The organism is Bradyrhizobium sp. JHI2711, assembly GCF_056156565.1.
In genome coordinates, this window is sequence record NZ_JBPZPT010000003.1 from 739,020 (window position 1) to 762,401 (window position 23,382).

The window sequence follows — 23,382 nt, forward strand, 5'->3', positions numbered from 1 at the left end:
GACCGGGCGATCCAGTATTCCAGAGACGGCAGTGATTGAGCCGAGAGGCCGCGGCGTACTGGATGCCCCTGTCAAGCCGGGGCATGACACCGAGGTTTGGCGAGAGCGTGCCCGCTCTCTGCGCCGCTCGCCTAATAATCCACCTTCATCAAATACAGCCCCTCAGGCGGGGCGACGATGCCGCAGGCGGTGCGGTTGCGGGCTTTGAGTGCGGCGGAGAGATCGTCGGCGGTCCAGCGGCCCTCGCCGACCCAGACCAGGGATCCCACCATCGAGCGCACCTGGCTGTGCAGGAACGAGCGCGCCGAGGTGATGACGTTGATCTCGCGGCCATCGCGGATCACGTCCAGCTGGTCGAGTGTCTTCTCCGGCGATTTGGCCTGGCACTCGGTGTCGCGAAAGGTGGTGAAATCGTGCTTGCCGAGCAGGCGCTGCGCCGCCGCGTGCATTGCGTCGGCATCGAGCTTGCGCGGCACGCGCCAGGCGTGGCCGACATCGAGCGCGAGATTGGCGCGAGTGTTGACGATGCGATAGCGGTAGTGGCGCTTGACCGCCGAGAAGCGCGCCTCGAAATCGTCGGGCACTATCTCGGCCTCGAGCACCGCGATCGGATGCGGGCGCAGATGCGCGTTGAGCCCGTCGCGAAAACGGCCCGGCGGAAACTGCTTGTCGACGTCGACATGGGCGACCTGGCCGCGTGCATGCACGCCGGCATCGGTGCGGCCGGCACCGTGCACGCGCAGATCCGAACCAGTCATCGCCTTCACCGCGGCTTGCAGCGCGCCCTGCACCGATGGCAGCGTGTCCTGCACCTGCCAGCCGAAGAACGGCGCGCCGTCATATTCGATGGTGAGCTTGTAGCGGGGCATCGTGTCCAGTTTCGTCGTCATTGCCCGCCTTGTGCGCTGTTGCGCACTGGGGCGGGCAACCAGTACTCCGCAGCTTATCCGATTGACCGAGAAGCCTCGGCGTACTGGATACCCCGCCTTCGCGGGGTATGACAGTGTCAGGTGAATTTGGATCCCGCCTTTAACGGCACGCCGCGCAGGAAGTCCGCGGCCTGCATGCGGGCCTTGCCCTCGCGCTGCAGCTCGATGATGCGGATGGCGCCGTCGCCGCAGGCGACGGTAAGCTGATCGTCGAGCATTTCGCCAGGCGCGCCGGCGCCTTGCGCCAACTCGCAACGCAGGATTTTGACGCGGGCATCGTCAAGCTCGCTCCAGGCGCCGGGGAACGGCGAGAGGCCATGGACGTGGCGCAGCACTGCGCGCGCCGGCTTTGTCCAGTCGATCCGCGCCTCCGCCTTCTCGATCTTGGCGGCATAGGTGGCGCCGTCCTCGCTCTGCGCCTTGAGCTGGAGCCCGCCGCGTTCGAGCGCGGCCATCGCGCGCACCATCAGGTCGGCGCCAAGGCGGGACAGACGATCGTGCAGGTCGAGCGCGGTCATGTTGTCGGTGATCGTGATGCTCTCGGCCATGGCGACGTCGCCGGTATCTAAGCCGACATCCATCTTCATCACCATCACGCCGCTCTCGGCATCGCCGGCCATGATGGCGCGGTTGATCGGCGCGGCGCCGCGCCAGCGCGGCAACAGCGAGGCATGCAGATTGTAGCAGCCGAGTTTTGGCGCATCGAGGATCGCCTGTGGCAGGATCATGCCATAGGCGACGACGACGGCCGCGTCCGCATCGAAGGCGCGGAACTCCGCCAGCGCCTGCTCGGTCTTCAGCGTCTTCGGCGTCAGCACGGGAATGCCCAGCTTTCGCGCGGCCTCCTCGACCGGGGTCGGCTGCAATTGCAGGCCGCGCCGGCCGCCCGGCTTCGGCGCGCGGGTGTAGGCGGCCGCGATCTCGTGGCCATGCGCGACCAGCTCGAGCAGCGTCGGCACGGAGAAATCGGGCGTGCCCATGAAGATGAGGCGGAGGGGCATGTGACGAGACAATCCTTGAAACGAGCAAGGTACTCGTCATGGCCGGGCTTGTCCCGGCCATCCACGTTCGTCCTGCTCGCGGCGGCAAAGAACGTGGATGCCCGGGACAAGCCCGGGCATGACGGCGGAGGAATTATCACTCCGCCGCGCGCTTGGCGGCTTTCTCGAACTTCTTCATGACGCGGTCGCGCTTGAGCTTGGACAGATAGTCGACGAACAGCACGCCGTTGAGATGGTCGATCTCGTGCTGGATGCAGGTGGCGTAGAGGCCTTCGGCATCCTCCTCGTGCACCTTGCCGTCGAGATCGGTGAAGCGCACGCGCACCTTCGCGGGACGCTCGACCTCCTCGTAATATTCCGGGATCGACAGGCAGCCTTCCTCGTAGACCGACAGTTCCTCGGACGAGGCGATGATTTCAGGATTGATGAAGACGCGCGGCACGTGCTTGGTCTCGCCGCTCTCGTCACGCTTGGCGAGATCCATGGTGATGAGACGCAAGGGTTGCGCGACCTGGATCGCCGCCAGCCCGATGCCGGGCGCGTCGTACATGGTCTCGAACATGTCGTCGGCAAGCTTGCGGATCTCCGCCGTGACCTTCTCGATCGGCTTGGAGACCAGGCGCAGCTGCTTGTCGGGCAGGATGATGATTTCTCTGAGGGCCATGGCCGCGATTTAAGCCGCGCGCCGGATGCGGTCAATGCGGCCCGGAACCCGTTAACCCCTCGCTAACCATAAAACTTCACGTTTCATTAACCATGAAATTTAGGGGGCGGTTAACCCAGAATGTTCCCTCTTCGTTCGCGAGAGCGCAGCGAATCGGCTACAAGGCGGCATGAACGAGATCGTTGTCATGCTGGGCGACTGGCCGGTGCGCATCGTCGATGCGCTGATCGGCTTCGGTGCGCTCGTCCTCATCCTGCTGGTTGTGATTGCGGTTGTGATCGCGCGCTCGGGGCGGCGTGGCGCGGAACTCGCCATGGCGAACGCAATCCGTGCCGACGAGCTCGAGGAGCGGCTCGCCCAGGTGCTGCACGCCCAGAGCGAGGCCTCGGGGCGGGTCGACGCCATGACCCAGGCGCTCGCCGGCCGCCAGGCCGAGATGGCGCGTGCGGTCAACGAGCGGCTTGATTCGGTGACGCATCGGGTCGGCCAGTCCATGGAACATTCGACCCGCAACACCATGGAGAGCCTGCGCGCGCTGCATGAACGGCTCGGCATCATCGACAACGCGCACAAGAACCTCACCGACCTCACCACGCAGGTGACCACTCTGCGCGACGTACTCGCCAACAAGCAGTCGCGCGGCGCCTTCGGCCAGGCGCGGATGGAGGCGATCGTCCAGGACGGTCTGCCCAAAGGCTCCTACGAGTTCCAGTTCACGCTCTCGACCGGAAAACGACCGGACTGCGTCGTGTTCCTGCCCGACCAGCGCCCGCTCTGCATCGACGCGAAGTTTCCGCTGGAGGCGATGACGGCGCTGCACGACGCCCGCACCGACGAGGAGCGGCGCGTTGCCACGCAGCGGCTGCGCGGCGACGTGATGAAGCATGTCAGCGACATCGCGGAAAAATACCTCGTCACCGGCGAGACCCAGGAGATGGCGCTGATGTTCGTGCCGTCGGAATCGGTCTATGCCGAGATCCATGACGGCTTCGACGACGTGATCCAGAAGGCCTATCGCGCCCGCGTCGTGCTGGTGTCGCCGTCGCTGCTGATGCTCGCGATCCAGGTGATGCAGCAGATCATGAAAGACGCGCGCATGCGCGACGCCGCCGACCAGATCCGCACCGAGGTGATCAAGCTCGGCGACGATTTGGGGCGCCTGCGCGACCGCGTGCTCAAGCTGCAAAAGCATTTTGCCGACGTGAACGAGGACGTCCGCCAGGTGCTGATCTCCGCCGACAAGATCGAGAAGCGCGCAGGCCGCATCGAGGAGCTCGATTTCAGCAAGAGCGATGCGCCGGAGACACCGCGGCTGGTGGCGACGGGAGCGGCAGAGCTGTTTCCGCGCAAGCTCCAGGCGGGGGAGTGAGACTAGGGCACACTGTCGTGCCCCGCGAACGCGGGGCACCCAGTATTCCGCAGCCCGAGTGGTTGAACCGAGACGCCGCGGAGTACTGGATCGTCCGCCTTCGCGGACGATGACACCGAGCGTGTTGGAAGCTCTCCCGTCTCACCAGCTACCGCGAGAGTCTTTTCTCCCAGAATCTGCTAACACGCCCCCATGACCGCACCCGACGCGACCTCCCCCGCCGCGACTTCCACCGCCTCGCCCTCCTGGCGCGACAGCCTTGCTGTTTACCTGCAGCCGCGGGTGCTGATCGTGCTGTTTCTCGGCTTCTCCTCGGGGCTGCCGCTGGCACTGTCGGGATCGACGCTGCTGGTGTGGATGGCCGAAGCCGGGGTCGATCTTGGAACGATCGGGCTGTTTGCGCTGGTTGGAACGCCATACACGCTCAAATTCCTGTGGGCGCCGCTGGTCGATGCGCTGCATGTGCCGTTCTTCACGCATGCCTTCGGACGTCGCCGTGGGTGGCTGGTGTTTGCGCAGCTGCTGCTGATCGGCGCGATCCTGCTGTTGGCGCTGACCGATCCGGCACGTTCGCCACTGCTTGTCGCGCTCGGCGCGCTGCTGGTCGCGACGATGTCCTCGACGCAGGACATCGTGGTCGATGCTTTCCGCGTCGAGAGCCTGCCCGAAAGCGAGCAGGCCGCCGGCATGGCCGCCTATGTCGCCGCCTATCGCATCGGCATGTTGGTCTCGACTGCAGGCGCCCTGTTCATCGTCACCGGCTTCGAGGCGATCGTCCCGCGTGGGGCCGCCTGGATGTGGGGCTATGTGGTGATGGCGGCTCTGGTGCTGATCGGCACGGCGACTGCGCTCGCCGCCACCGAGCCCGCACAATCCGCGCGCGCCGAGGCCGCCACGCAGGACGAGGGCGCGCTCACGCGGGTGTTCCATGCGGCGCTGGGCGCGTTCTCGGAATTCCTGCGACGCAAGGAAGCATGGGTCGTGCTCGCCTTCGTCGTGCTGTTCAAGTTCACCGACGCGTTCTCCGGCAACATGACCGTGCCGTTCGTCATCGACATCGGCTTCACGCGGAACGACTATGCCGTGATCGTCAAGGGCGTCGGCATCATCGCGACCCTGGCCGGCGGCTTTGCCGGCGGCTTCGTGGCCCGACGCTATTCGCTCGCGACCAGCCTGTGGATCGGCGGCATCGTGCAGGCGATGTCCAATTTGTCGTTCTCGTGGCTTGCGATTGTCGGCGTCAACGAATGGGCGCTGACCCTCGCGATCACCTCCGACAATTTCTGCAACGCCATCGGCACCGTGATCTTCGTCGCCTATCTCTCGGCGCTGTGCCAGAACCCGCTGCACACGGCGACCCAATATGCGCTGCTGACGGCGCTCGCCGCGGTGGGACGGACCTATTTGTCGTCGGGCGCAGGCTATCTGGCGAAGGCGACGGGCTGGCCGATGTTCTTCGCGATCTCCGTCCTCGTCGCCATCCCGAGCCTGATGCTGCTGGCGTATTTGCAGAAGCGCGGGCATTTCGAGGCGCTGGGGCCGGTGCGGGTGTAGGCACCCCTGTCATGCCCCGCGAAGGCGGGGCATCCAGTACTCCGAGACAGTCGTGATCGACCGAGAAGCTGCGGCGTACTGGATCGCCCGCCTTCGCGGGCGATGACACCGGAATCGGGGAGACGACTCCACCCCTACTGCTTCTTGATCAGGCTCCACTTCGTGATCACGGCCTCGCTCATCTGGCCGGGATCGCTGGCGCAGGCGACCTCGTCCACCTTCACGGAGATCTCCTTGCCGACGAAGGATTTCAGCTGGGCGGCCTGCGCCTCGCTGGAGGTGACGAGCTGGAACGTCTCGGGGCCGGTTTCGAGATTGCACAGCCCGTTCGGCGGCGGCAGGCGGCGCGGCTCGGACGTGATCTGGTAGGTCGCGACGCGCTTGCCGTTCTTGGCGTCGCGCACCTTCATCGCGTTGAGCTCCCCGGAGAGCACGTCGCCAGTGTTGATCGGCTTGCCGGGCTTGGACGGCGGCAGCGCCGCGTCGCCCTGCTGCGCGGAGATGGCCGGGGTCACCAGCATCAGCATCGTCGCGACCAAAGCCCATCGCGTGGCGAAAAGTTTCGTCATGTCGTCCGTTCCGTAAAGTCTGGATGGAGATTCCTGTTTTGACGCGTTTTCTTCACGCGAACCGGTATCCACTTCGCTCGAAAACGCTCTAGAACAGGGTGCGCTGCCGCATCGCAGCCGATAGCGTACCTTCATCGAGATAATCAAGCTCGCCGCCGACGGGAACCCCGTGGGCGAGCCGCGTCACCTTCACATTGGCGTCCTGAAGCAGGTCGGTGATGTAATGCGCCGTGGTCTGGCCGTCCACCGTCGCATTCAGCGCTAGGATGATTTCATGCACTTGCGAATCATGCGCGCGCGCCACCAGCGCGTCGATGGTGAGGTCCTGCGGGCCGACGCCGTCGAGCGGCGACAATGTCGCGCCCAGCACGTGATAGCGCCCCTGGGTGGCATTGGCGCGCTCCAGCGCCCAGAGGTCGGCGACATCGGCGACGACGACGATGATGGCAGGATCGCGCTTCGGATCGGTGCAGACGGTGCAGGGGTTTTGCGTGTCGATGTTGCCGCAGGTCTTGCAGACCTGGACCTTGTCCAGCGCCACCTGCAAGGCGCTCGACAACGGCATCATCAGCGCTTCGCGCTTCTTGATCAGATGCAGCGCCGCGCGCCGCGCCGAGCGCGGACCGAGGCCCGGCAGCCGCGCGAGCAGCTGGACCAGCCGCTCGATCTCGGGACCTGCAACAGCGCCCATCTTATTGGCCGAACAGCCCCGGCGGCAGGCCGAGCCCGCCGGTGAGGGCCTGCATCTTCTCCTGCATGGCGGTCTCGGCCTTGCGGCGCGCATCAGCGAGGGCGGTGACGAGCAGGTCTTCCAGCACCTCGCGCTCCTCGGCCTTCATCAGCGAAGGATCGATCTTGATGCTCTTGACGTCCATCTTCGCGGTCATGCGCACGGCGACGAGACCGCCGCCGGAAATGCCTTCGACCTCGACGTTGGCGAGCTGGTCCTGCATCTCCTGCATCTTGGATTGCAGCTGCGCCGCCTGTTTCATCATGCCGAGAAAATCAGCCATGGGTGCGTGTCCTTGGAAAGAATGGTTCAGAGATCGTCGCCGTCGGAACCGTCGGGCGGATCGTCGCTGCCATAGTCGGCGTTAATATCGGTTTCCGGCGTCTCGGGAGCAAGCCTGCGGACCTCGACGACCTTGGCGCCGGGGAAACGCGACAGCACCTCCTGCACGCGCGGATCGGCTTCCGCGGTACGGGCATGCTCCTGCTTAGCCGCCTGGTTCACCGAGCGCAAAGTCGGCTGGCCCTGCTCGTTGGAGACGATCACGGTCCAGCGGCGGCCGGTCCACAGCTCGAACTTCTTCGCAAGTTCCGAGATCATGGTCTTGGAAGCGTTGGGCTCGAGCGCGACTTCCAGCCGCCCCTCCTCGAAACGGACGAGGCGCATGTCGCCTTCGAGCGCGCTCTTGGTCATGATGTCGCGCTTCTGCCCTGCGAGCGCAACCAGCTGGGTGAAGCTCGCGATGCGCAGCTGGGGCGCCGCCCCTTGCGTATCCGGCGCGGGGGCCGCCATCTGCGGCCGGGCGCCACCGCCAAACGCTGGAGCCGAGGCTGTCGGCATGCGCACGGGCGCAGCTGACATCGGCGCTGCGGAGGCAACCGGCGCGGCCGGCGCGCCGTTGCGCGCGCTACTTCCGCCGTTCACGACCGGCGAGCCGCCGCCGTTCTGCTCGAGCATTCTGATCGCTTCGTCGGGCGTCGGCAGGTCGGCGACATAGGCGATGCGCACCAGAACCATTTCGGCCGCGGCTGCGGGACGCGTTGCGGCCTGCACCTCGGCGATGCCCTTAAGCAGCATCTGCCACATCCGCGACAGCACGCGCATCGAGATCTTGGAGGCGAACTCCTTGGCGCGCACCCGCTCGGTCTCGCCATAGGCGACGTTGTCGGCGGTCGCCGGGATGACCTTCACACGGGTGACGAAATTGACGAACTCGGCGAGGTCCGAGAGCACGACGATGGGATCGGCGCCGACATCGTATTGGTCGCGGAACTCCTTGAAGGCGGACGCGATGTCGCCGCGCGCCAGCGACTCGAACAGGTCGATGACCCGGGTGCGGTCGGCAAGGCCCAGCATCTGCCTGACGGCATCGGCCTTCACCTGCCCCGCCGCATGCGCGATCGCCTGGTCGAGCAGCGACAGCGAATCGCGCACCGAGCCCTCCGCGGCGCGCGCAATGATGCCGAGCGCTTCCGGCTCGATCTCGACGTTTTCCTTCGCCGCAATGCTGGCGAGGTGCTTCATCAGCACGTCGGCCTCGACGCGGCGCAGGTCGAAGCGCTGGCAACGCGACAGCACGGTGACCGGAACCTTGCGGATCTCCGTCGTCGCGAACACGAACTTGGCGTGCTCCGGCGGCTCCTCCAGCGTCTTCAGGAAGGCGTTGAACGCCGCCGTCGACAGCATGTGGACTTCGTCGATGATGTAGACCTTGTAGCGGGCGCTGGCCGGGGCATAGCGCACGCTGTCATTGATCTGGCGGACGTCGTCGACGCCGGTATGCGAGGCCGCGTCCATCTCCAGCACGTCCATGTGCCGGCTTTCCATGATCGCCTGGCAATGCACGCCCAAGGACGGCATGTGGATGGTCGGCCCCTTCACCGATCCATCCGGCACCTCGTAGTTGAGTGCGCGGGCGAGAATGCGCGCGGTGGTGGTCTTACCGACCCCGCGGACGCCGGTGAGAATCCAGGCCTGCGGAATGCGGCCGGTCTCGAACGCATTGGAGACGGTACGGACCACGGCCTCCTGGCCGATCAGGTCGTCGAACGAGGATGGGCGGTATTTGCGCGCCAGCACCCGGTAGGGCGCATTGCCGGCCTGGCCGGCGCTATCGGGATCGGGAGGGGCGCCAGCGTCGGTCATCGGTCGATCCGCAATGAAATGTCTCTTGGCCGGCTTTTGCGGAAAGGAGCGCGCTGGCGGCTGGTGCCGCCGGCGCTGGTTCGCTCGAAAAACAGGTAGGAGACTGACGAGCGACCCGATCCGGACCTCGTTAGGGCTGCTTCCTTCCGGACCTGACCCGGTTGGCGAGTGGCTCGTCCACCGCCAATCTCCCGGTCCCTATTTGGGGCCAAAGGGAGTGGAAAGCAAGCGGGGTCTGGGGCTGTTCCGACGGCGCTTGGGGACTTCCGGCGCCGAATTCGCCCTCATTCGGCCTGCCCCCCGGGTCCGGCGCATAAGGACCACGGCGCATACGCATGTTGTCTGGGGGCGTGGTCTCTGCGACGGTAAGAATCAATCCAGAGAGCCTTCATGCCCGAACCCGCCTGGTCGCTGCACTCCCGCTTGAAAGAGGACACCATCGATATCGGCGATCTGCCGCTGTCGAAGGTGCTGGTCATCAAGGACGCGCATTATCCCTGGCTGCTGCTGGTGCCGCGGCGCGCCGATACGGTCGAGATCATCGATCTCGACGAGGTGCAGCAGGCGCAGTTGATGACCGAGATCTCCCGCGTCTCGCGCGCGCTGAAGGAGATCACCAAATGCGACAAGCTCAACATCGCCGCGCTCGGCAACCTCGTGCCGCAGCTGCACGTCCACATCATCGCGCGCCGCACCAGTGACGCGGCCTGGCCGCGGCCGGTGTGGGGCGTGATGCCGCCGCTGGCGCATGACGCCGCGGAGGTTCAGAATTTCATCAGCGCGCTTCGCCGCAAGATCTGGTTGGGTTGAAAGAACGATAATGTCAGCATTCAACGCGTTTCCGCTGGGGCAGCCGGCCTTCGTCACCAACGTCCTCGACCGCGCCGCGCATCTGCGCCGCGACGACGAAAAGCTGTTCGCGCTGGAGCAGAAGCCGTCCTCGCGCGCCTACGTGGTCTATCGCGACTCGCTGCTGGTGAAGCGCGAGGGCGACAAGGTGCGGGCGCTGCTCGGAATCGACGAGGCGCTGAAATGCGGCGCCAATCCCGGCACGGTGTTCCTCGGGCTTCGCGACGGTGCGGCCGTGTTCGGCATGGGCCTGTCGCAGGCCGCCGCCGAGAAGCTGGTCGGCCGCGAGGATTATACCGTGACCGAGCTGCGCGGCATGGCGATGCAGGGCGCGATCCCGCCCGAGGAGCTCTCGGCCGTCGCGATGGCGAAGTCGATGGTGGGATGGCATCAGCGCCACGGCTATTGCGCCAATTGCGGCGTACGCACCAGCATGAAGGAAGGCGGCTGGAAGCGCGACTGCCCGAGTTGCAAGGCCGAGCATTTTCCGCGCACCGATCCGGTCGTGATCATGCTGGTGGCGTCCGGCGACAAGTGCCTGCTCGGCCGGCAGAAGCAGTTTCCGGCAGGGATGTATTCCTGCCTCGCCGGCTTCGTCGAGGCTGCCGAGACCATCGAGGACGCGGTGCGCCGCGAGATCTTTGAGGAGTCCGGGATCCGCTGCACCGACGTGCAATATTACATGACCCAGCCCTGGCCCTATCCGTCGTCGCTGATGATCGGCTGCAGCGCGCAGGCGCTGAACGAGGACATCGTCGTCGATCGGATGGAGCTGGAAGACGCGCGCTGGTTCACGCGCGAGGAGGCGGCGAAGATGCTGACGCGGACGCATCCCGACGGGCTTGCCGGCCCGCATCCGTTCGCGATCGCCCATCATCTGCTCGGCCGCTGGGTACACGACAAGAGCAGCTGAGCCGAACGACGATGGCCGGGACCGCGCCGCGCATCCTCTGCATCGGCATGCCGGTGCGCGACCTCATCCTGCGCGTCGAGGCCTTGCCCGAACGCGGCAGCAAGGCGAACGCCAGCCATCTCGCCGAAGTGTGCGGGGGCAACGCGCTCAACGCTGCCATCGCGATGGCGCGGCTCGGCGGCCGCGTCGCGTTCGGGGGGCCGATGGGCGATGCGCGGGAGACGTCGACCGCTTTCATCCTCGCGCAGATGGCGCAGGAGGGCGTCGATAGCACGCACATCGTGCGCATGCCGGGCCTGAGCACGCCGGTCTCGGCGATCATGATCGAGCCCTCCGGCGAGCGGACGCTCACCATCTATCGCGATCCTGCGCTGTGGACCGTGAGGCTGCCCGAGGCCGATGCGCTGCTTGCCGATTGTCAGGCGGTGCTCGTCGAAAGCCGCTGCGCGGCGTTCGCGACCTCGTTTTGCGCCGAGGCACGCCGGCGCGGCATTCCCGTCATCGTCGGCGTCGACCGCGCGATGGCGCTGCAGGACGGCCTGCTCACGGCCGCCTCGCATCTGCTGTTCGCCAGCGCCCAGCTGCAGGAGACGGCCGGCATCGCTGACGACGGTGCGGCCTTGAAGCGCCTGGCGGAGCTGACGCCCGCCTTCCTCGCGGCCACCCGCGGCCCGCACGGCGCGATCTGGCTGAACCAGGCGGGCACGCTGGAGGAAACACCAGCCTTCCCGGTCCAGGCGGTCGATACGCTCGGCGCCGGCGACGTCTTCCATGGCGCGTTCGCGCTCGGCCTCGCCGAGGGCAAGGGGTTGCGGGAAGCGATGCGATTCGCCGCAGCCGCCGCGGCGCTGAAATGCACCCGCCATGGCGGCGGGCTGGCCGCCCCGCAACGCGCTGAAGTTGAAGAGCTTTTACAAGGCAAGCTCTAGAGCGATTCCACTGACGCGCCGAGATTATGGGCTTGCCGTGGAAAGATTTTCTCTATATCAGGGAAATCTGCCCCTGAAATGAAACAAAGTTCTTCAAATGACTGATGTCGCCGTCCAAATTCCCGAGACCAGCCGCCGCCTCGACGCCATCGACCGCAAGATCCTGATGGTGCTCCAGGAAGACGCCTCCCTTTCCGTCGCCGAGATCGGCGACCGGGTCGGCCTGTCCTCGACCCCCTGCTGGAAGCGCATCCAGCGCCTGGAGGCCGACGGCGTGATCATCAAGCGCGTCGCGCTCGTCGACCAGAACAAGATCGGGCTCGGCATCTCCGTGTTCGTGTCGGTCGAGAGCTCCGATCATTCGGATGCCTGGCTGAAACGGTTCGCCGAGGCCGTCAGCGCCATGCCGGAGGTGATGGAGTTCTATCGCATGGCTGGCGACGTCGATTACATGCTGCGCGTCGTGGTCGCCGACATGCAGGCCTATGACGTGTTCTACAAGAAGCTGATCAGCGCCGTGCCGCTGAAGAACGTCACCTCGCGCTTCGCGATGGAGAAGATCAAGTCGGTGACGGCGCTACCGATCCCGGCGGTGGTGGCGGCTTAATTTACGCCACACGGAAAGTGTCATCGCCCGATTTAATCGGGCGATCCAGTATTCCAGAGACGCCGGTGATAGAATCGAGAAGCCGCGGGGTACTGGATGCCCCGGTCAAGCCGGGGCATGACAGCGGAGCGAGAGGGACGGATCGCCTCTCTCAGGTGCTCCTCAAATCTTCTGATTGTACTCGCCGACTTCGGGATGCGTGCGCAGCACGCTGTTCACCATCTCGAACATGTCGTGCATGCGCTGCTCCGAGACCGGGCTTTCGACCACGACGACGAGCTCGGGCTTGTTGGACGAGGCGCGCACCAGGCCCCAGCTGCCGTCCTCGACCGTGACGCGCACGCCGTTGACGGTGACGAGATCGCGGATCGCCTGCCCCCCGATCTTCGCACCCTTTGCTTGCAGGCCTTCGAAGTGCTTCACCACCTTGTCGATGACGCCGTATTTGGTCTCGTCGGCGCAATGCGGCGACATGGTCGGCGACGACCAGGTCTTCGGCAGCGCGTTCTTCAGATCGGCCATCGACTTGCCGGGCGCGCGGTCGAGCATGTCGCAGATCGCGAGCGCCGAGACCAGGCCGTCGTCATAGCCGCGGCCATAGGGCTTGTTGAAGAAGAAGTGGCCGGACTTCTCGAAGCCCGCGAGCGCGCCGGTCTCGTTGGTGCGGCGCTTCATGTAGGAATGACCGGTCTTCCAATAGGCGGTCTTTGCGCCCTGCTTCTGCAGCACGGGATCGGTGATGAACAGGCCGGTGGACTTCACGTCGACGATGAACTGCGCGTCCTTGTGGATCGCCGACATGTCGCGCGCCAGCATCACGCCGACCTTGTCGGCAAAGATCTCCTCACCGGTGTTGTCGACCACGCCGCAGCGGTCGCCGTCACCGTCGAAACCAAGGCCGACATCGGCCTTGTGCTGCAACACCGCGTCGCGGATCGCGTGCAGCATCTCCATGTCTTCCGGATTCGGATTGTATTTCGGGAAGGTGTGGTCGAGCTCGGTGTCGAGCGGGATCACCTCGCAGCCGATCGCTTCCAGCACCTGCGGCGCGAACGCACCGGCGGTGCCGTTGCCGCAGGCCGCGACCACCTTGAGCTTGCGCTTGAGCTTCGGACGAGAGGTGAGGTCGGCGATGTAGCGCGCCGGATAGTTCTCGTGGAACTGGTAGGAGCCCCCGGCCTTGTTCTTGAATTCCGCGTTCAGGACGATCTCCTTCAGCCGCGTCATCTCGTCAGGGCCGAAGGTCAGCGGGCGGTTGGCGCCCATCTTCACGCCGGTCCAGCCATTGTCGTTGTGGGAGGCCGTAACCATCGCAACGGCGGGCACGTCGAGATCGAACTGCGCGAAATAGGCCATCGGCGTCACCGCAAGACCGATATCGTGCACCTTGCAGCCCGCCGCCATCAGGCCGGAGATCAGCGCGTATTTGATCGAGGCCGAGTAGCCGCGGAAATCGTGGCCGGTGATGATCTCCTGTTTGACGCCGAGCTCGGCAATCAGCGCGCCGAGCCCCATGCCGAGCGCCTGCACACCCATCAGGTTGATTTCCTTCTGGAACAACCAGCGCGCGTCGTATTCGCGAAAGCCTGTCGGCTTCACCATCGGCTCGGATTCGAAGGCGTAGGTGTTGGGCAACAATACGGATTTCGGCTTCGGGAACATTGAGTCGGTCTCGTGAAAGGGGGGGCGGGAGTTGCTGCAGGCTTAGCGAATGCCAAACCGCAGCGAAAGGCGGGAATGAAGGCTTATGGCCGATAATTGCGGCAGTTTGGTAACGAAGAAACGTTACCGGAAGGGCGGCCGGAGCAAGAATATCTTCTTGAAATTGACGACCGCGCGGTCGCGCGGCTCGCCTCTACTGCTCCAACACCATCTGCCCGTTGGCGTACTCAAAACGCTTCAGGCGGGACAGGAAGGAGAGGCCGAGCAGGTTTTCCGACAGCGCCTCGTCCGGCAGCACCATGGCATCGACATCGCGCACGATGAGGCCGCCGACGTCGAGCATGGCGATTCGGGTGCGCGCGGCCTTGATGGTGCCGTTGGCGGTGGAAACGGTGGCGTTGTACTCGCCACGCGAGGGACGGAGACCAAAGCGGGCGGCCGAGGTCTCGTTCAGCGCCACGACGGAGGCGCCGGTATCGATCATGAAGCCGATGCGCTGGCCGTCGATCCGGCCCTCGGTCTGGAAATGACCGCGGCCGTCACGTCCAATGGCCAGGCTGCGGCCGCTGGCCGGCGCTGTGGCCGCGACTGCGACCGTCGTGCGCGGCACTGACGTGGCGGAAGCCGAGCTCATCTTGTCCGCCATCTGCGCCATGAAGGTGCCGAGGCCGATCATAACGGCCGCGATGATCATAATGTTACGCATCACACCACTTCCGAGCCGAAAGCTCGATTTCATCACGCGACGAGGCCGGCGGCGAGCGCAGGCACGCCGGGGCTCCTGTCATTTTGACGAAAAGGATGAGCGGAGGGTTAATGCCGGTTGCGAGTTCTCACGTCCCGCGCGGCTTCGCCCGCCTTGTCGGCACGGCGCTCGCGGGATCGTCGGGCCAGGGGTGACGCGGGTAGCGGCCGCGCAGGTCGGAGCGGACGGCGGCGTAGCTGCCGCGCCAGAAGCCGGGCAGATCGCGCGTCACCTGCACCGGACGCTGGGCCGGCGACAGCAATTCCAGCACCAGCGGCACCTTGCCGGCGGCGATCGAGGGATGGGTGTTGAGGCCGAACAATTCCTGTAGCCGGACCGCGATGGTCGGCCCCTGCTCGGCCTCGTAGTCGATCGCGAGCATAGTGCCGGTCGGCGCCTCGAAATGCGTCGGCGCCTCGCGGTCGAGCCGCGTGCGCATCTCCCAGGGCAAGAGCGCCATCAGGGCGTCGGAGAGATCGCCCGCGGAGATGTCCTTGAGCGCGATCTTGTCGGAGAGCGCCGGCACCAGCCAGTCGTCGCGCCGCGCGATCAGACCGTCGTCGGACAAATCGGGCCAGCTGTCGCCCTCGGCCTTGCGCAGGAACATCACGCGATCACGCCATTGCTTGGCGGCTTTCGACCAGGGCAGCCGGTCGAGGCCCGCGGCGATCAGGCCATCTGCGAAGATGCGCGCGGTGTCCTCCGAGGGCGATACTGAAAGCGTCGCCTCGGACAGCGTGATCGCGTGCAGCACGCGCTTGCGCCGCGCCCGCAGCGCCATCGCGCCGCGATCGAACGAGATCTCGTCGGCGGTCTCGATATGCTCGGCGAAATGCCGCTCGATCTCGTCCTCGGTGATTTGCGCGGCGAGCAAGATGCGACCGCTCGCCGCCGTCCCCGTCATCTCACCGATCGCGATGTAGGGCGCACGGGCGAGCGAGGAGGTCTGCTCGACAGAGGCGCCGCGGCCGTTGGCCAGCACGAAGCTGCCATTGCCGCGATTGCGCGCGACGCGGTCCGGGAACGCATAGGCGAGCATCAGGCCGGTCGAGAGATCCTCCTGCTGCGCCACCTTCTCCGACGCCGCGACCTGCGAAGCCCAGCGGTGCGCGAGATCGCGCGCGCTTGCCGCGCGTGGTGAGCGGTCGCGGCGGAACTGGTCGCGGCGGTGCTCGAGATCGACGCTGTCGCCGCCAAGGCCGCGCTCGGTGATGATGGCCGCGATCTCGGCGGCGGCCTGGCCCTCGCCGGCGCGATGCGAATCCACGATCATGCGCGCCAGCCGAGGCGGCAGCGCCAGCGCACGCAAGCTCTTGCCTTCGGCGGTGATGCGGCCGTCGCCGTCGAGCGCGTTTAGCTCGCTCAGCAGGCTCTTGGCTTCCTTCCAGGCCGGCTGCGGCGGCGGATCGAGGAACGATAGAGCCGCGGGATCGCTGACGCCCCATTGCGCGAGATCGAGCACCAGCGAGGACAGGTCGGCGCTGAGGATTTCCGGCTGGGTGTACGGCGCGAGCGATGCGGTCTGCGGCTCGTCCCAGAGCCGGTAGCAGACGCCGGGCTCGGTGCGGCCGGCACGGCCGCGGCGCTGGTCCACCGCCGCGCGCGAGGCGCGCACGGTCTCGAGCCGGGTCAGGCCGATATCGGGCTCATAGCGCGGCACGCGGGCAAGACCGCTATCGACGACGATACGCACGCCCTCGATGGTGAGCGAGGTCTCCGCGATCGAGGTTGCCAGCACCACCTTGCGCGTGCCCTTGGGTGCCGGCGCGATGGCGCGATCCTGCACGGCGGCATCGAGCGCGCCGAACAGCGGCACGATCTCGACGGAGGCGTCCTGCACGCGCTCGGAGAGGAAATTCTGCGTGCGGCGGATCTCGGCGGCGCCTGGCAGGAAGGCCAGCACCGAGCCGCTATCGGCGCGCAGCGCAGATGCGATCGCATCCGCCATCTGCCGCTCGATCGGTGCATCCGCCTTGCGGCCGAGATAGCGTGTCTCGACCGGAAACGCACGGCCCTCGCTCTCGACGACGGGGGCATCGCCGAGCAGCCTTGCCACCCGCGCACCGTCGAGCGTCGCCGACATCACCAGGATGCGCAAATCCTCGCGCAAGCCGGTTTGCGCATCACGCGCCAGCGCGAGGCCCATGTCGGCGTCGAGCGAGCGTTCATGGAATTCGTCGAACAGGATCGCGGCAACGCCTGTTAGTTCGGGATCGTCGAGGATCTGGCGGGTGAAGATGCCCTCGGTCACCACCTCGATGCGCGTCGCGCGCGAGATCTTCGAGCCGAAGCGGACACGATAGCCCACGGTTTCGCCGGCGCGCTCGCCGAGCGATTTGGCCATGCGGTCGGCACTGGCGCGCGCGGCGATGCGGCGCGGCTCCAGCACGATGATCTTCTTGTCCTTGGCCCACGGCGCATCGAGCAAGGCCAGCGGCACGCGCGTGGTCTTGCCGGCGCCGGGAGGGGCCACCAGCACTGCGGCGTTGCTAGCCTCCAGCGTACGCGACAAATCGTCGAGCACGGCATCGATCGGGAGGGGCGTGTCGAAGCTGCGGGGCAAGATCCATCCACTCGTCATGCCCGGGCTTGTCCGGGGCATCCACGTCCTCGACCAGAAAACAGACGTGGATGGCCGGGACAAGCCCGGCCATGACGAATTTATGTGGAGCTGGGAACGATCAGCCCTGCACTGGCGGACGACCGACGCTCTCGTACACAAAGCCGGCGGCTTCCATGTCTTCGGGGCGGTAGATGTTGCGGAGGTCGACGACGACCGGCTGCGCCATGGTCGCCTTCAACCGGTCGAGATCGAGCGCGCGGAACTGGACCCATTCGGTGACGATGACGAGAGCGTCGGCGCCTTGCGCGCAGGCATAGGCGTCCTCGCAATAGGTGATATCGGGCAATTCGCCCTTGGCCTGCTCCATGCCGACGGGATCGAACGCCTTCACCTTCGCGCCCATGTCGATCAGGCCTGTTACCAGCGGGATCGACGGCGCATCACGCATGTCGTCGGTGTCGGGCTTGAAGGTGAGGCCGAGCACCGCGACGGTCTTGCCGCGCAGATTGCCGCCGAGCGCCTGGCTCACCTTGCGCGCCATCGCGCGCTTGCGGTTCTCGTTGACCGCCAGCACCGATTCGACGATGCGCAGGGAGACGTCGTAGTCCTGCGCGATCTTGATCAGGGCCTTGGTGTCCTTCGGGAAGCACGAGCCGCCGAAGCCGGGACCGGCATGCAGGAACTTGGTGCCGATGCGGTTGTCGAGGCCGATGCCGCGCGCGACCTCCTGCACGTTGGCGCCGGCCTTCTCGGACAGATCGGCGATCTCGTTGATGAAGGTGATCTTGGTCGCGAGGAACGCGTTGGCGGCGTATTTGATCATCTCGGCGGTGCGGCGCGCGGTGAACATCAGCGGCGCCTGGTTCAGCGACAGCGGGCGGTAGATGTCGCCCATCACCTTGCGGCCGCGCTCGTCGGAGGTGCCGACCACGATGCGGTCCGGGAATTTGAAATCGCGGATCGCCGCGCCCTCGCGCAGGAACTCAGGGTTCGAGGCGACCACGACGTCGGCCTTGGGATTGGCCTCGCGGATGATGCGCTCGACCTCGTCGCCGGTGCCGACCGGCACGGTCGATTTCGTCACCACCACGGTGAAGCCCTGCAGCGACTGCGCGATCTCTTTCGCGGCGGCGTAGACGTAAGACAGGTCGGCGTGTCCGTCGCCGCGGCGCGAGGGCGTGCCGACCGCGATGAACACGGCATCGGCATCGGCGACCGGCTGCTTCAGGTCGGTGGTGAAGTCGAGCCGCTTGGCTTTCACATTGTTCGCGACCAGCTCGTCGAGGCCAGGCTCGTAGATCGGGATCTCGCCGCGATGGAGTGCCGCGATCTTCCTCTCGTCCTTGTCGACGCAGGTGACGTCGTGGCCGAAATCCGCAAAGCAGGCGCCGGACACCAATCCCACATAGCCCGTGCCGATCATCGCAATTCGCATGAAAAATCCTGTTCCAGCTTGGTTAACGGACGTCCAACTCAGCCCAATCCGGGGCGGTTTAGCATTTTCCCGAGGCCATGGAACAGTCCGCATGCAAAAACCGGCCCGCGATTTGAACCGGTAAAGAAGTCGGAAACTACTGGGCTCCAAACTGCCCCAGGCCCGCACAGGCTCGGGCGGAACGCGCCTCGAAAAGGGACACCATGGCACGATCAGGCACAATCGCGGCGGCCAGCCCCTCCACGGCCGCTTCGGGCGCGCGTATCGACTGGGTCGACTACGCCAAGGGTATCTGCATCGTCATGGTGGTGATGATGCATTCGGTGCTGGGGGTGGAGCTTGCCGCCGGGCAGACCGGGTTCATGCACGTGCTCGTAGCCTTCGCAAAGCCGTTCCGGATGCCGGATTTCTTTCTGATTTCGGGCTTGTTCCTGTCTCTGGTGATCGATCGGGACTGGCGAACCTATCTCGACCGCAAGGTGGTGCATTTCGCCTATTTTTATGTCGTCTGGGTGACAATCCAATTCGGCTTCAAGGCCCCGGCCTTTGCGGCCGAGACCAGCTGGCAGCACGTCGGCCTGCTGTATCTCGAATCCTTCATCGAGCCGTTCGGCACGCTGTGGTTCATCTATCTGTTGCCGGTCTTCTTCGTCGTCACGAAACTGACACGCAAGGTCCCATCGCTCGCGGTCTGGCTCGTCGCCGCCGCGCTGGAGACCGCGCACATCACGACCGGCTGGACCGCCATCGACGAGTTCTGCGCACGCTTCATCTATTTCTATTCGGGCTATTTGTTCGCGCCCTACGTGTTCGCCCTGTCGGACCGGGCGCGGAAGCATCCGGCGCTGGCGCTTGCAGCGCTCGCTGCCTGGGCGCTGATCAATGCCGGCCTCGTCGCAGCGGGCGCCAGCGAGTGGGCGATCGTCTCGCTCGCGCTCGGCTTCGCCGGCGCCTGCGCCATTATCGCCGCGGGCACGCTGCTCGCGCGGGCGCACTGGCTCAACTTCCTCCGCTTCTGCGGCGAGCATTCGATCGTGATCTATCTCGCCTTCTTCTTGCCGATGGCGGCGACGCGGACGCTGCTGCTGCGCACGGGCATCATTCCTGATATCGGCACGGTGTCGCTGCTCGTCACTATCGCCGGCGTGCTTGGATCGCTTGTGATCTGGCAGGCCGCGTTGCGACTTAATGCGCGCTTCCTGTTCGAGCGGCCGGAGGCATTCTGGATCGCGCCGAAGAAGCCTGGCGTGCGATTGCAGGCGGCCGAGTAGCGCTCCCTCCCCGAGGCCATCCCCATAGTGCGCAATTGCGCACGGGGCGGGGATCCATAACCCCAGGAAGCGGTTATGGCGGAGATGGCAACCCCGAGTCTTCGCAAAACTACATCCTGTGGCTATGGGGCCCGGATCTGCGCGCGCTTAGGGCGCGCTTGTCCGGGACGACGAGGGTGTGGGAATCGCGCCAAAAATCCGCTGCCCAAGGCTGTCAAAGCCCGCAAAAATTCATACATTGCGGCCCATGCCCAAAACCTCGCCGAAGACATCTCCGAAGACCAGCGCCAAAGCCGACACCACAGCCGCGCCCAAGGCGGCCACTGACACCAAGCCTGTTGCCAAAGCTGCGACAGCTGCTGCCAAACCGGTCGCGGCGAAGGCGGCCGGAAAGGGCGACCACGTCTTCCTGGTCGACGGTTCCTCCTACATCTTCCGCGCCTATCACGCGCTGCCGCCGCTGAACCGCAAATCCGACGGGCTCCAGGTCAATGCCGTGCTCGGCTTCTGCAACATGCTGTGGAAGCTGCTCCGCGAGATGCCCGAGGACAACCGGCCGACGCATCTGGCCATCATCTTCGACAAATCGGAGATCACCTTCCGCAACAAGATCTATCCGGACTACAAGGCGCACCGGCCGCCCGCCCCCGACGATCTCATTCCGCAATTCGCGCTGATCCGCGAAGCCGTGCGCGCCTTCGACCTGCCCTGCCTGGAACAGATCGGCTTCGAGGCCGACGATCTCATCGCGACCTATGTGCGCCAAGCCTGCGAGCGCGGCGCCAGCGCCACCATCGTGTCGTCCGATAAGGACCTGATGCAGCTCGTCACCGATTGCGTCACGATGTACGACACCATGAAGGACCGCCGCATCGGCATATCAGAGGTGATCGAGAAGTTCGGCGTGCCGCCGAACAAGGTGGTCGAGGTGCAGGCGCTCGCGGGCGATTCCACCGACAACGTGCCGGGCGTACCCGGCATCGGCATCAAGACCGCGGCGCAGCTGATCACCGAATTTGGCGATCTCGACCAATTGCTGTTCCGCGCCGGCGAGATCAAGCAGCCCAAGCGGCGCGAGGCGCTGCTCGAGAATGCGGAGAAGGCGCGCATCTCGCGGCAACTCGTGCTGCTCGACGACAAGGTCGAGTTGGAGGTGCCGCTGGACGACCTCGCCGTCCACGAGCCCGACGCGCGCAAGCTGATCGCCTTCCTCAAGGCGATGGAATTCACGACGCTGACGCGGCGCGTCGCCGAATATGCGCAGATCGATCCTGCCAATGTCGATGCCGATCCCGGCTACGCCAGCGGCGCCAGCGTGTTCACGACGCTGCCGCCTTCGGACGTCGTGCCCACACCAGGCACGGGAACTCCGGCGCCAGCCCGGCCGAACCAGCCCAACAAATCGGCAGGCAAGGAGGACAAGGCTGCGAGCCCGAAGGGTGCGCCGATCTCGCTCGCCGTCGCGCGCGAAGAGGCGCTGCGCAAGCTTCCTGTCGATCGCGGCAAATACCAGACCATCAAGACGCTGAAGGAGCTCGACGCCTTCATTGCGCGCATCCATGACGCCGGCCATGTCGCGATCGAGACAAGAGCGAGCTCGATCGATCCGATGCAGGCCGATCTCTGCGGCATCGCGCTGGCACTGGCGCCGAACGAGGCCTGCTACGTGCCGCTGGCGCACAAGCAATCCGGCGGCGGCGCCGGCCTGTTCGATGCCGGCCTTGCGCCGGACCAGGTCAAGCATGACGACGCGCTGCAGGCGCTGCGGCCGGTGCTGGAATCGGCGGGCATCCTCAAGATCGGCTTCGACGTCAAGTTCACGGCCGTGATGCTGGCGCAGCACGGCATCACCCTGCGCAACATCGACGATGCGCTGCTGATCTCCTACGTGCTCGATGCCGGCCGCGGCTCGCATGCGCTCGAATCGTTGTCGGAGCGCTGGTTCGGCCATGCCATGCTGAAGGACAGCGAGCTGCTCGGCAGCGGCAAGGGCAAGATCACCTTCGACCAGGTGCCGATCGACAAGGCCGCACCGCTGTCAGCCGAAGGCGTCGACATCGCGTTGCGGGTGTGGCGCGTGCTGAAGCCGCGCCTGGTTTCCGAGCACATGAGTGCGGTCTACGAGACGCTGGAGCGGCCGCTGGTCTCCGTGCTTGCGCGTATGGAGCGGCGCGGCATCTCGATCGATCGCCAGGTGCTGTCGCGTCTGTCCGGCGACTTCGCCCAGACCGCAGCGCGCGTCGAGGCCGAGATCCAGGAGATCGCGGGCGAGCCGGTCAATGTCGGCAGCCCCAAGCAGATCGGCGACATCCTGTTCGGTAAGATGGGATTGCCTGGCGGCACCAAGACCAAGACCGGCGCGTGGTCGACCACCGCACAGGTGCTCGACGAGCTCGCCGAGCAGGGCCACGACTTCCCGAAGAAGATTCTGGAATGGCGCCAGGTCTCCAAGCTGAAATCGACCTACACCGACGCGCTGCCGACCTACGTCAACCCGCAGACCCACCGCGTGCACACCACCTACGCGCTGGCTGCGACCACGACGGGGCGCTTGTCGTCGAACGAGCCGAACCTGCAGAACATTCCGGTGCGCACCGAGGACGGCCGCAAGATCCGCCGAGCCTTCATCGCCACGCCCGGGCACAAGCTGGTCTCCGCCGACTATTCGCAGATCGAGCTGCGGCTGCTGGCCGAGATCGCCGACATTCCCGTGCTGAAGCAGGCGTTCCGCGACGGGCTCGACATTCACGCCATGACCGCATCAGAAATGTTCGGTGTGCCGATCAAGGGCATGCCGAGCGAGATCCGCCGCCGCGCGAAAGCGATCAATTTCGGCATCATCTACGGCATCTCCGCCTTCGGCCTCGCCAACCAGCTCGGCATCGCGCGCGAGGAAGCCTCCTCCTACATCAAGAAGTATTTCGAGCGGTTCCCCGGCATCCGCGCCTATATGGACGAGACGCGCGATTTCTGCCGCAACCACGGCTACGTCACCACGCTGTTCGGCCGCAAGTGCCACTACCCCGACATCAAGGCTTCGAATGCCTCGGTGCGCGCCTTCAACGAGCGCGCCGCGATCAACGCGCGGCTTCAGGGCACCGCCGCCGACATCATCCGCCGCGCCATGACGCGCGTGGAGGATGCGCTCACCGAGAAGAAGCTCTCGGCGCAAATGCTGCTCCAGGTGCACGACGAGTTGATCTTCGAGGTGCCGGACGACGAGGTCGAGGCAACGCTCCCGGTCGTGCAGAAGGTGATGCAGGACGCGCCGTTCCCGGCCGTGCTGCTCTCAGTGCCGCTGCATGTCGACGCCCGCGCCGCGAACAATTGGGACGAGGCGCATTAGCGCACTTCCTTACCTCTCCCCGCTTGCGGGGAGAGGTCGGATCGCCCTTCCGATCCGGGTGAGGGGGTGCAGGTCTATCGACGACCGCCCGTGTGGAGAAA

At 65.7% G+C, this 23,382-nt stretch carries 19 protein-coding genes and 1 other RNA gene; 8 read left to right on the forward strand and 12 right to left on the reverse strand.

The window, feature by feature from the left end:
- Positions 1-131: 131 nt before the first annotated feature.
- The 3 genes from truA to def all read right to left on the reverse strand — a co-directional run bounded on the left by truA (position 132) and on the right by def (position 2,594).
- Positions 132-869 (reverse strand): tRNA pseudouridine(38-40) synthase TruA, encoded by a 738-nt coding sequence (truA, locus tag ACTEK7_RS25800; protein ID WP_225127162.1) that lies wholly within the window; start codon positions 867-869, stop codon positions 132-134.
- Between the two features lie 137 nt (positions 870-1,006).
- Positions 1,007-1,930 (reverse strand): methionyl-tRNA formyltransferase, encoded by a 924-nt coding sequence (fmt, locus tag ACTEK7_RS25805; protein WP_225147246.1) that lies wholly within the window; start codon positions 1,928-1,930, stop codon positions 1,007-1,009.
- Positions 1,931-2,066: 136 nt separating this feature from the next.
- Positions 2,067-2,594: a peptide deformylase gene (gene def, locus ACTEK7_RS25810; protein ID WP_036026503.1), complete on the reverse strand. Its 528-nt coding sequence runs from the start codon at positions 2,592-2,594 to the stop codon at positions 2,067-2,069.
- Positions 2,595-2,763: 169 nt separating this feature from the next.
- Between def and ACTEK7_RS25815 the strand changes: the two genes are divergently transcribed.
- Together ACTEK7_RS25815 and ACTEK7_RS25820 are read left to right on the forward strand one after the other, a co-directional pair.
- Positions 2,764-3,963, forward strand: coding sequence for a DNA recombination protein RmuC (locus tag ACTEK7_RS25815; protein WP_225147245.1), 1,200 nt, complete (start codon positions 2,764-2,766; stop codon positions 3,961-3,963).
- Between the two features lie 192 nt (positions 3,964-4,155).
- Positions 4,156-5,517 (forward strand): AmpG family muropeptide MFS transporter, encoded by a 1,362-nt coding sequence (locus ACTEK7_RS25820; RefSeq protein ID WP_036026499.1) that lies wholly within the window; start codon positions 4,156-4,158, stop codon positions 5,515-5,517.
- 134 nt (positions 5,518-5,651) lie between these two features.
- On the opposite strand, the gene ACTEK7_RS25825 is transcribed toward ACTEK7_RS25820, so the two are convergent.
- The 5 genes from ACTEK7_RS25825 to ffs form a co-directional block, all read right to left on the reverse strand.
- Positions 5,652-6,086 carry a hypothetical protein gene (locus tag ACTEK7_RS25825; RefSeq protein ID WP_036014102.1) on the reverse strand — a complete coding sequence of 145 codons (435 nt, stop codon included), beginning with the start codon at positions 6,084-6,086 and terminating at the stop codon, positions 5,652-5,654.
- Between the two features lie 88 nt (positions 6,087-6,174).
- The gene (gene recR, locus ACTEK7_RS25830) at positions 6,175-6,777 is read right to left on the reverse strand and encodes a recombination mediator RecR (RefSeq protein ID WP_036026497.1); all 603 of its coding nucleotides are present in this window, start codon (positions 6,775-6,777) and stop codon (positions 6,175-6,177) included.
- Position 6,778: 1 nt separating this feature from the next.
- Positions 6,779-7,099: a YbaB/EbfC family nucleoid-associated protein gene (locus ACTEK7_RS25835; RefSeq protein ID WP_036014105.1), complete on the reverse strand. Its 321-nt coding sequence runs from the start codon at positions 7,097-7,099 to the stop codon at positions 6,779-6,781.
- A 26-nt stretch (positions 7,100-7,125) separates the two neighbouring features.
- Positions 7,126-8,961, reverse strand: a complete 1,836-nt coding sequence (locus ACTEK7_RS25840; protein ID WP_225147244.1) for a DNA polymerase III subunit gamma/tau — start codon at positions 8,959-8,961, stop codon at positions 7,126-7,128.
- Positions 8,962-9,056: 95 nt separating this feature from the next.
- An RNA gene (gene ffs / locus ACTEK7_RS25845) (signal recognition particle sRNA small type) lies at positions 9,057-9,153 on the reverse strand.
- A 198-nt stretch (positions 9,154-9,351) separates the two neighbouring features.
- Here ffs and ACTEK7_RS25850 point away from each other — a divergent pair.
- The 4 genes from ACTEK7_RS25850 to ACTEK7_RS25865 all read left to right on the forward strand — a co-directional run bounded on the left by ACTEK7_RS25850 (position 9,352) and on the right by ACTEK7_RS25865 (position 12,259).
- Positions 9,352-9,771, forward strand: coding sequence for an HIT domain-containing protein (locus ACTEK7_RS25850; protein WP_036041788.1), 420 nt, complete (start codon positions 9,352-9,354; stop codon positions 9,769-9,771).
- A 10-nt stretch (positions 9,772-9,781) separates the two neighbouring features.
- Entirely contained in the window at positions 9,782-10,723 is a 942-nt protein-coding gene (nudC, locus tag ACTEK7_RS25855) for an NAD(+) diphosphatase (RefSeq protein WP_109145459.1), read from the forward strand.
- 11 nt (positions 10,724-10,734) lie between these two features.
- The gene (locus tag ACTEK7_RS25860; RefSeq protein WP_225147243.1) at positions 10,735-11,652 is read left to right on the forward strand and encodes a sugar kinase; all 918 of its coding nucleotides are present in this window, start codon (positions 10,735-10,737) and stop codon (positions 11,650-11,652) included.
- A gap of 97 nt (positions 11,653-11,749) precedes the next feature.
- Positions 11,750-12,259, forward strand: coding sequence for an Lrp/AsnC family transcriptional regulator (locus tag ACTEK7_RS25865; protein WP_025032510.1), 510 nt, complete (start codon positions 11,750-11,752; stop codon positions 12,257-12,259).
- A 162-nt stretch (positions 12,260-12,421) separates the two neighbouring features.
- On the opposite strand, the gene ACTEK7_RS25870 is transcribed toward ACTEK7_RS25865, so the two are convergent.
- The 4 genes from ACTEK7_RS25870 to ACTEK7_RS25885 form a co-directional block, all read right to left on the reverse strand.
- On the reverse strand, positions 12,422-13,921 hold the full coding sequence (locus ACTEK7_RS25870; protein ID WP_036026482.1) for a phosphomannomutase/phosphoglucomutase: 1,500 nt from the start codon (positions 13,919-13,921) through the stop codon (positions 12,422-12,424).
- A gap of 193 nt (positions 13,922-14,114) precedes the next feature.
- A complete protein-coding gene (locus tag ACTEK7_RS25875; RefSeq protein ID WP_225145576.1) occupies positions 14,115-14,627 on the reverse strand; it encodes a TIGR02281 family clan AA aspartic protease in 513 nt (170 codons plus the stop codon).
- Positions 14,628-14,754: 127 nt separating this feature from the next.
- Complete coding sequence (gene hrpB / locus ACTEK7_RS25880; RefSeq protein WP_225147242.1) at positions 14,755-17,229, reverse strand: ATP-dependent helicase HrpB; 2,475 nt, start codon at positions 17,227-17,229, stop codon at positions 14,755-14,757.
- A gap of 118 nt (positions 17,230-17,347) precedes the next feature.
- Positions 17,348-18,664, reverse strand: a complete 1,317-nt coding sequence (locus tag ACTEK7_RS25885; protein ID WP_225147241.1) for a UDP-glucose dehydrogenase family protein — start codon at positions 18,662-18,664, stop codon at positions 17,348-17,350.
- Between the two features lie 203 nt (positions 18,665-18,867).
- Between ACTEK7_RS25885 and ACTEK7_RS25890 the strand changes: the two genes are divergently transcribed.
- Both ACTEK7_RS25890 and polA read left to right on the forward strand, forming a co-directional pair.
- A complete protein-coding gene (locus ACTEK7_RS25890; RefSeq protein WP_036041801.1) occupies positions 18,868-19,935 on the forward strand; it encodes an acyltransferase family protein in 1,068 nt (355 codons plus the stop codon).
- A 247-nt stretch (positions 19,936-20,182) separates the two neighbouring features.
- Complete coding sequence (polA, locus tag ACTEK7_RS25895; protein WP_225147240.1) at positions 20,183-23,281, forward strand: DNA polymerase I; 3,099 nt, start codon at positions 20,183-20,185, stop codon at positions 23,279-23,281.
- The last annotated feature ends 101 nt before the right edge of the window (positions 23,282-23,382 follow it).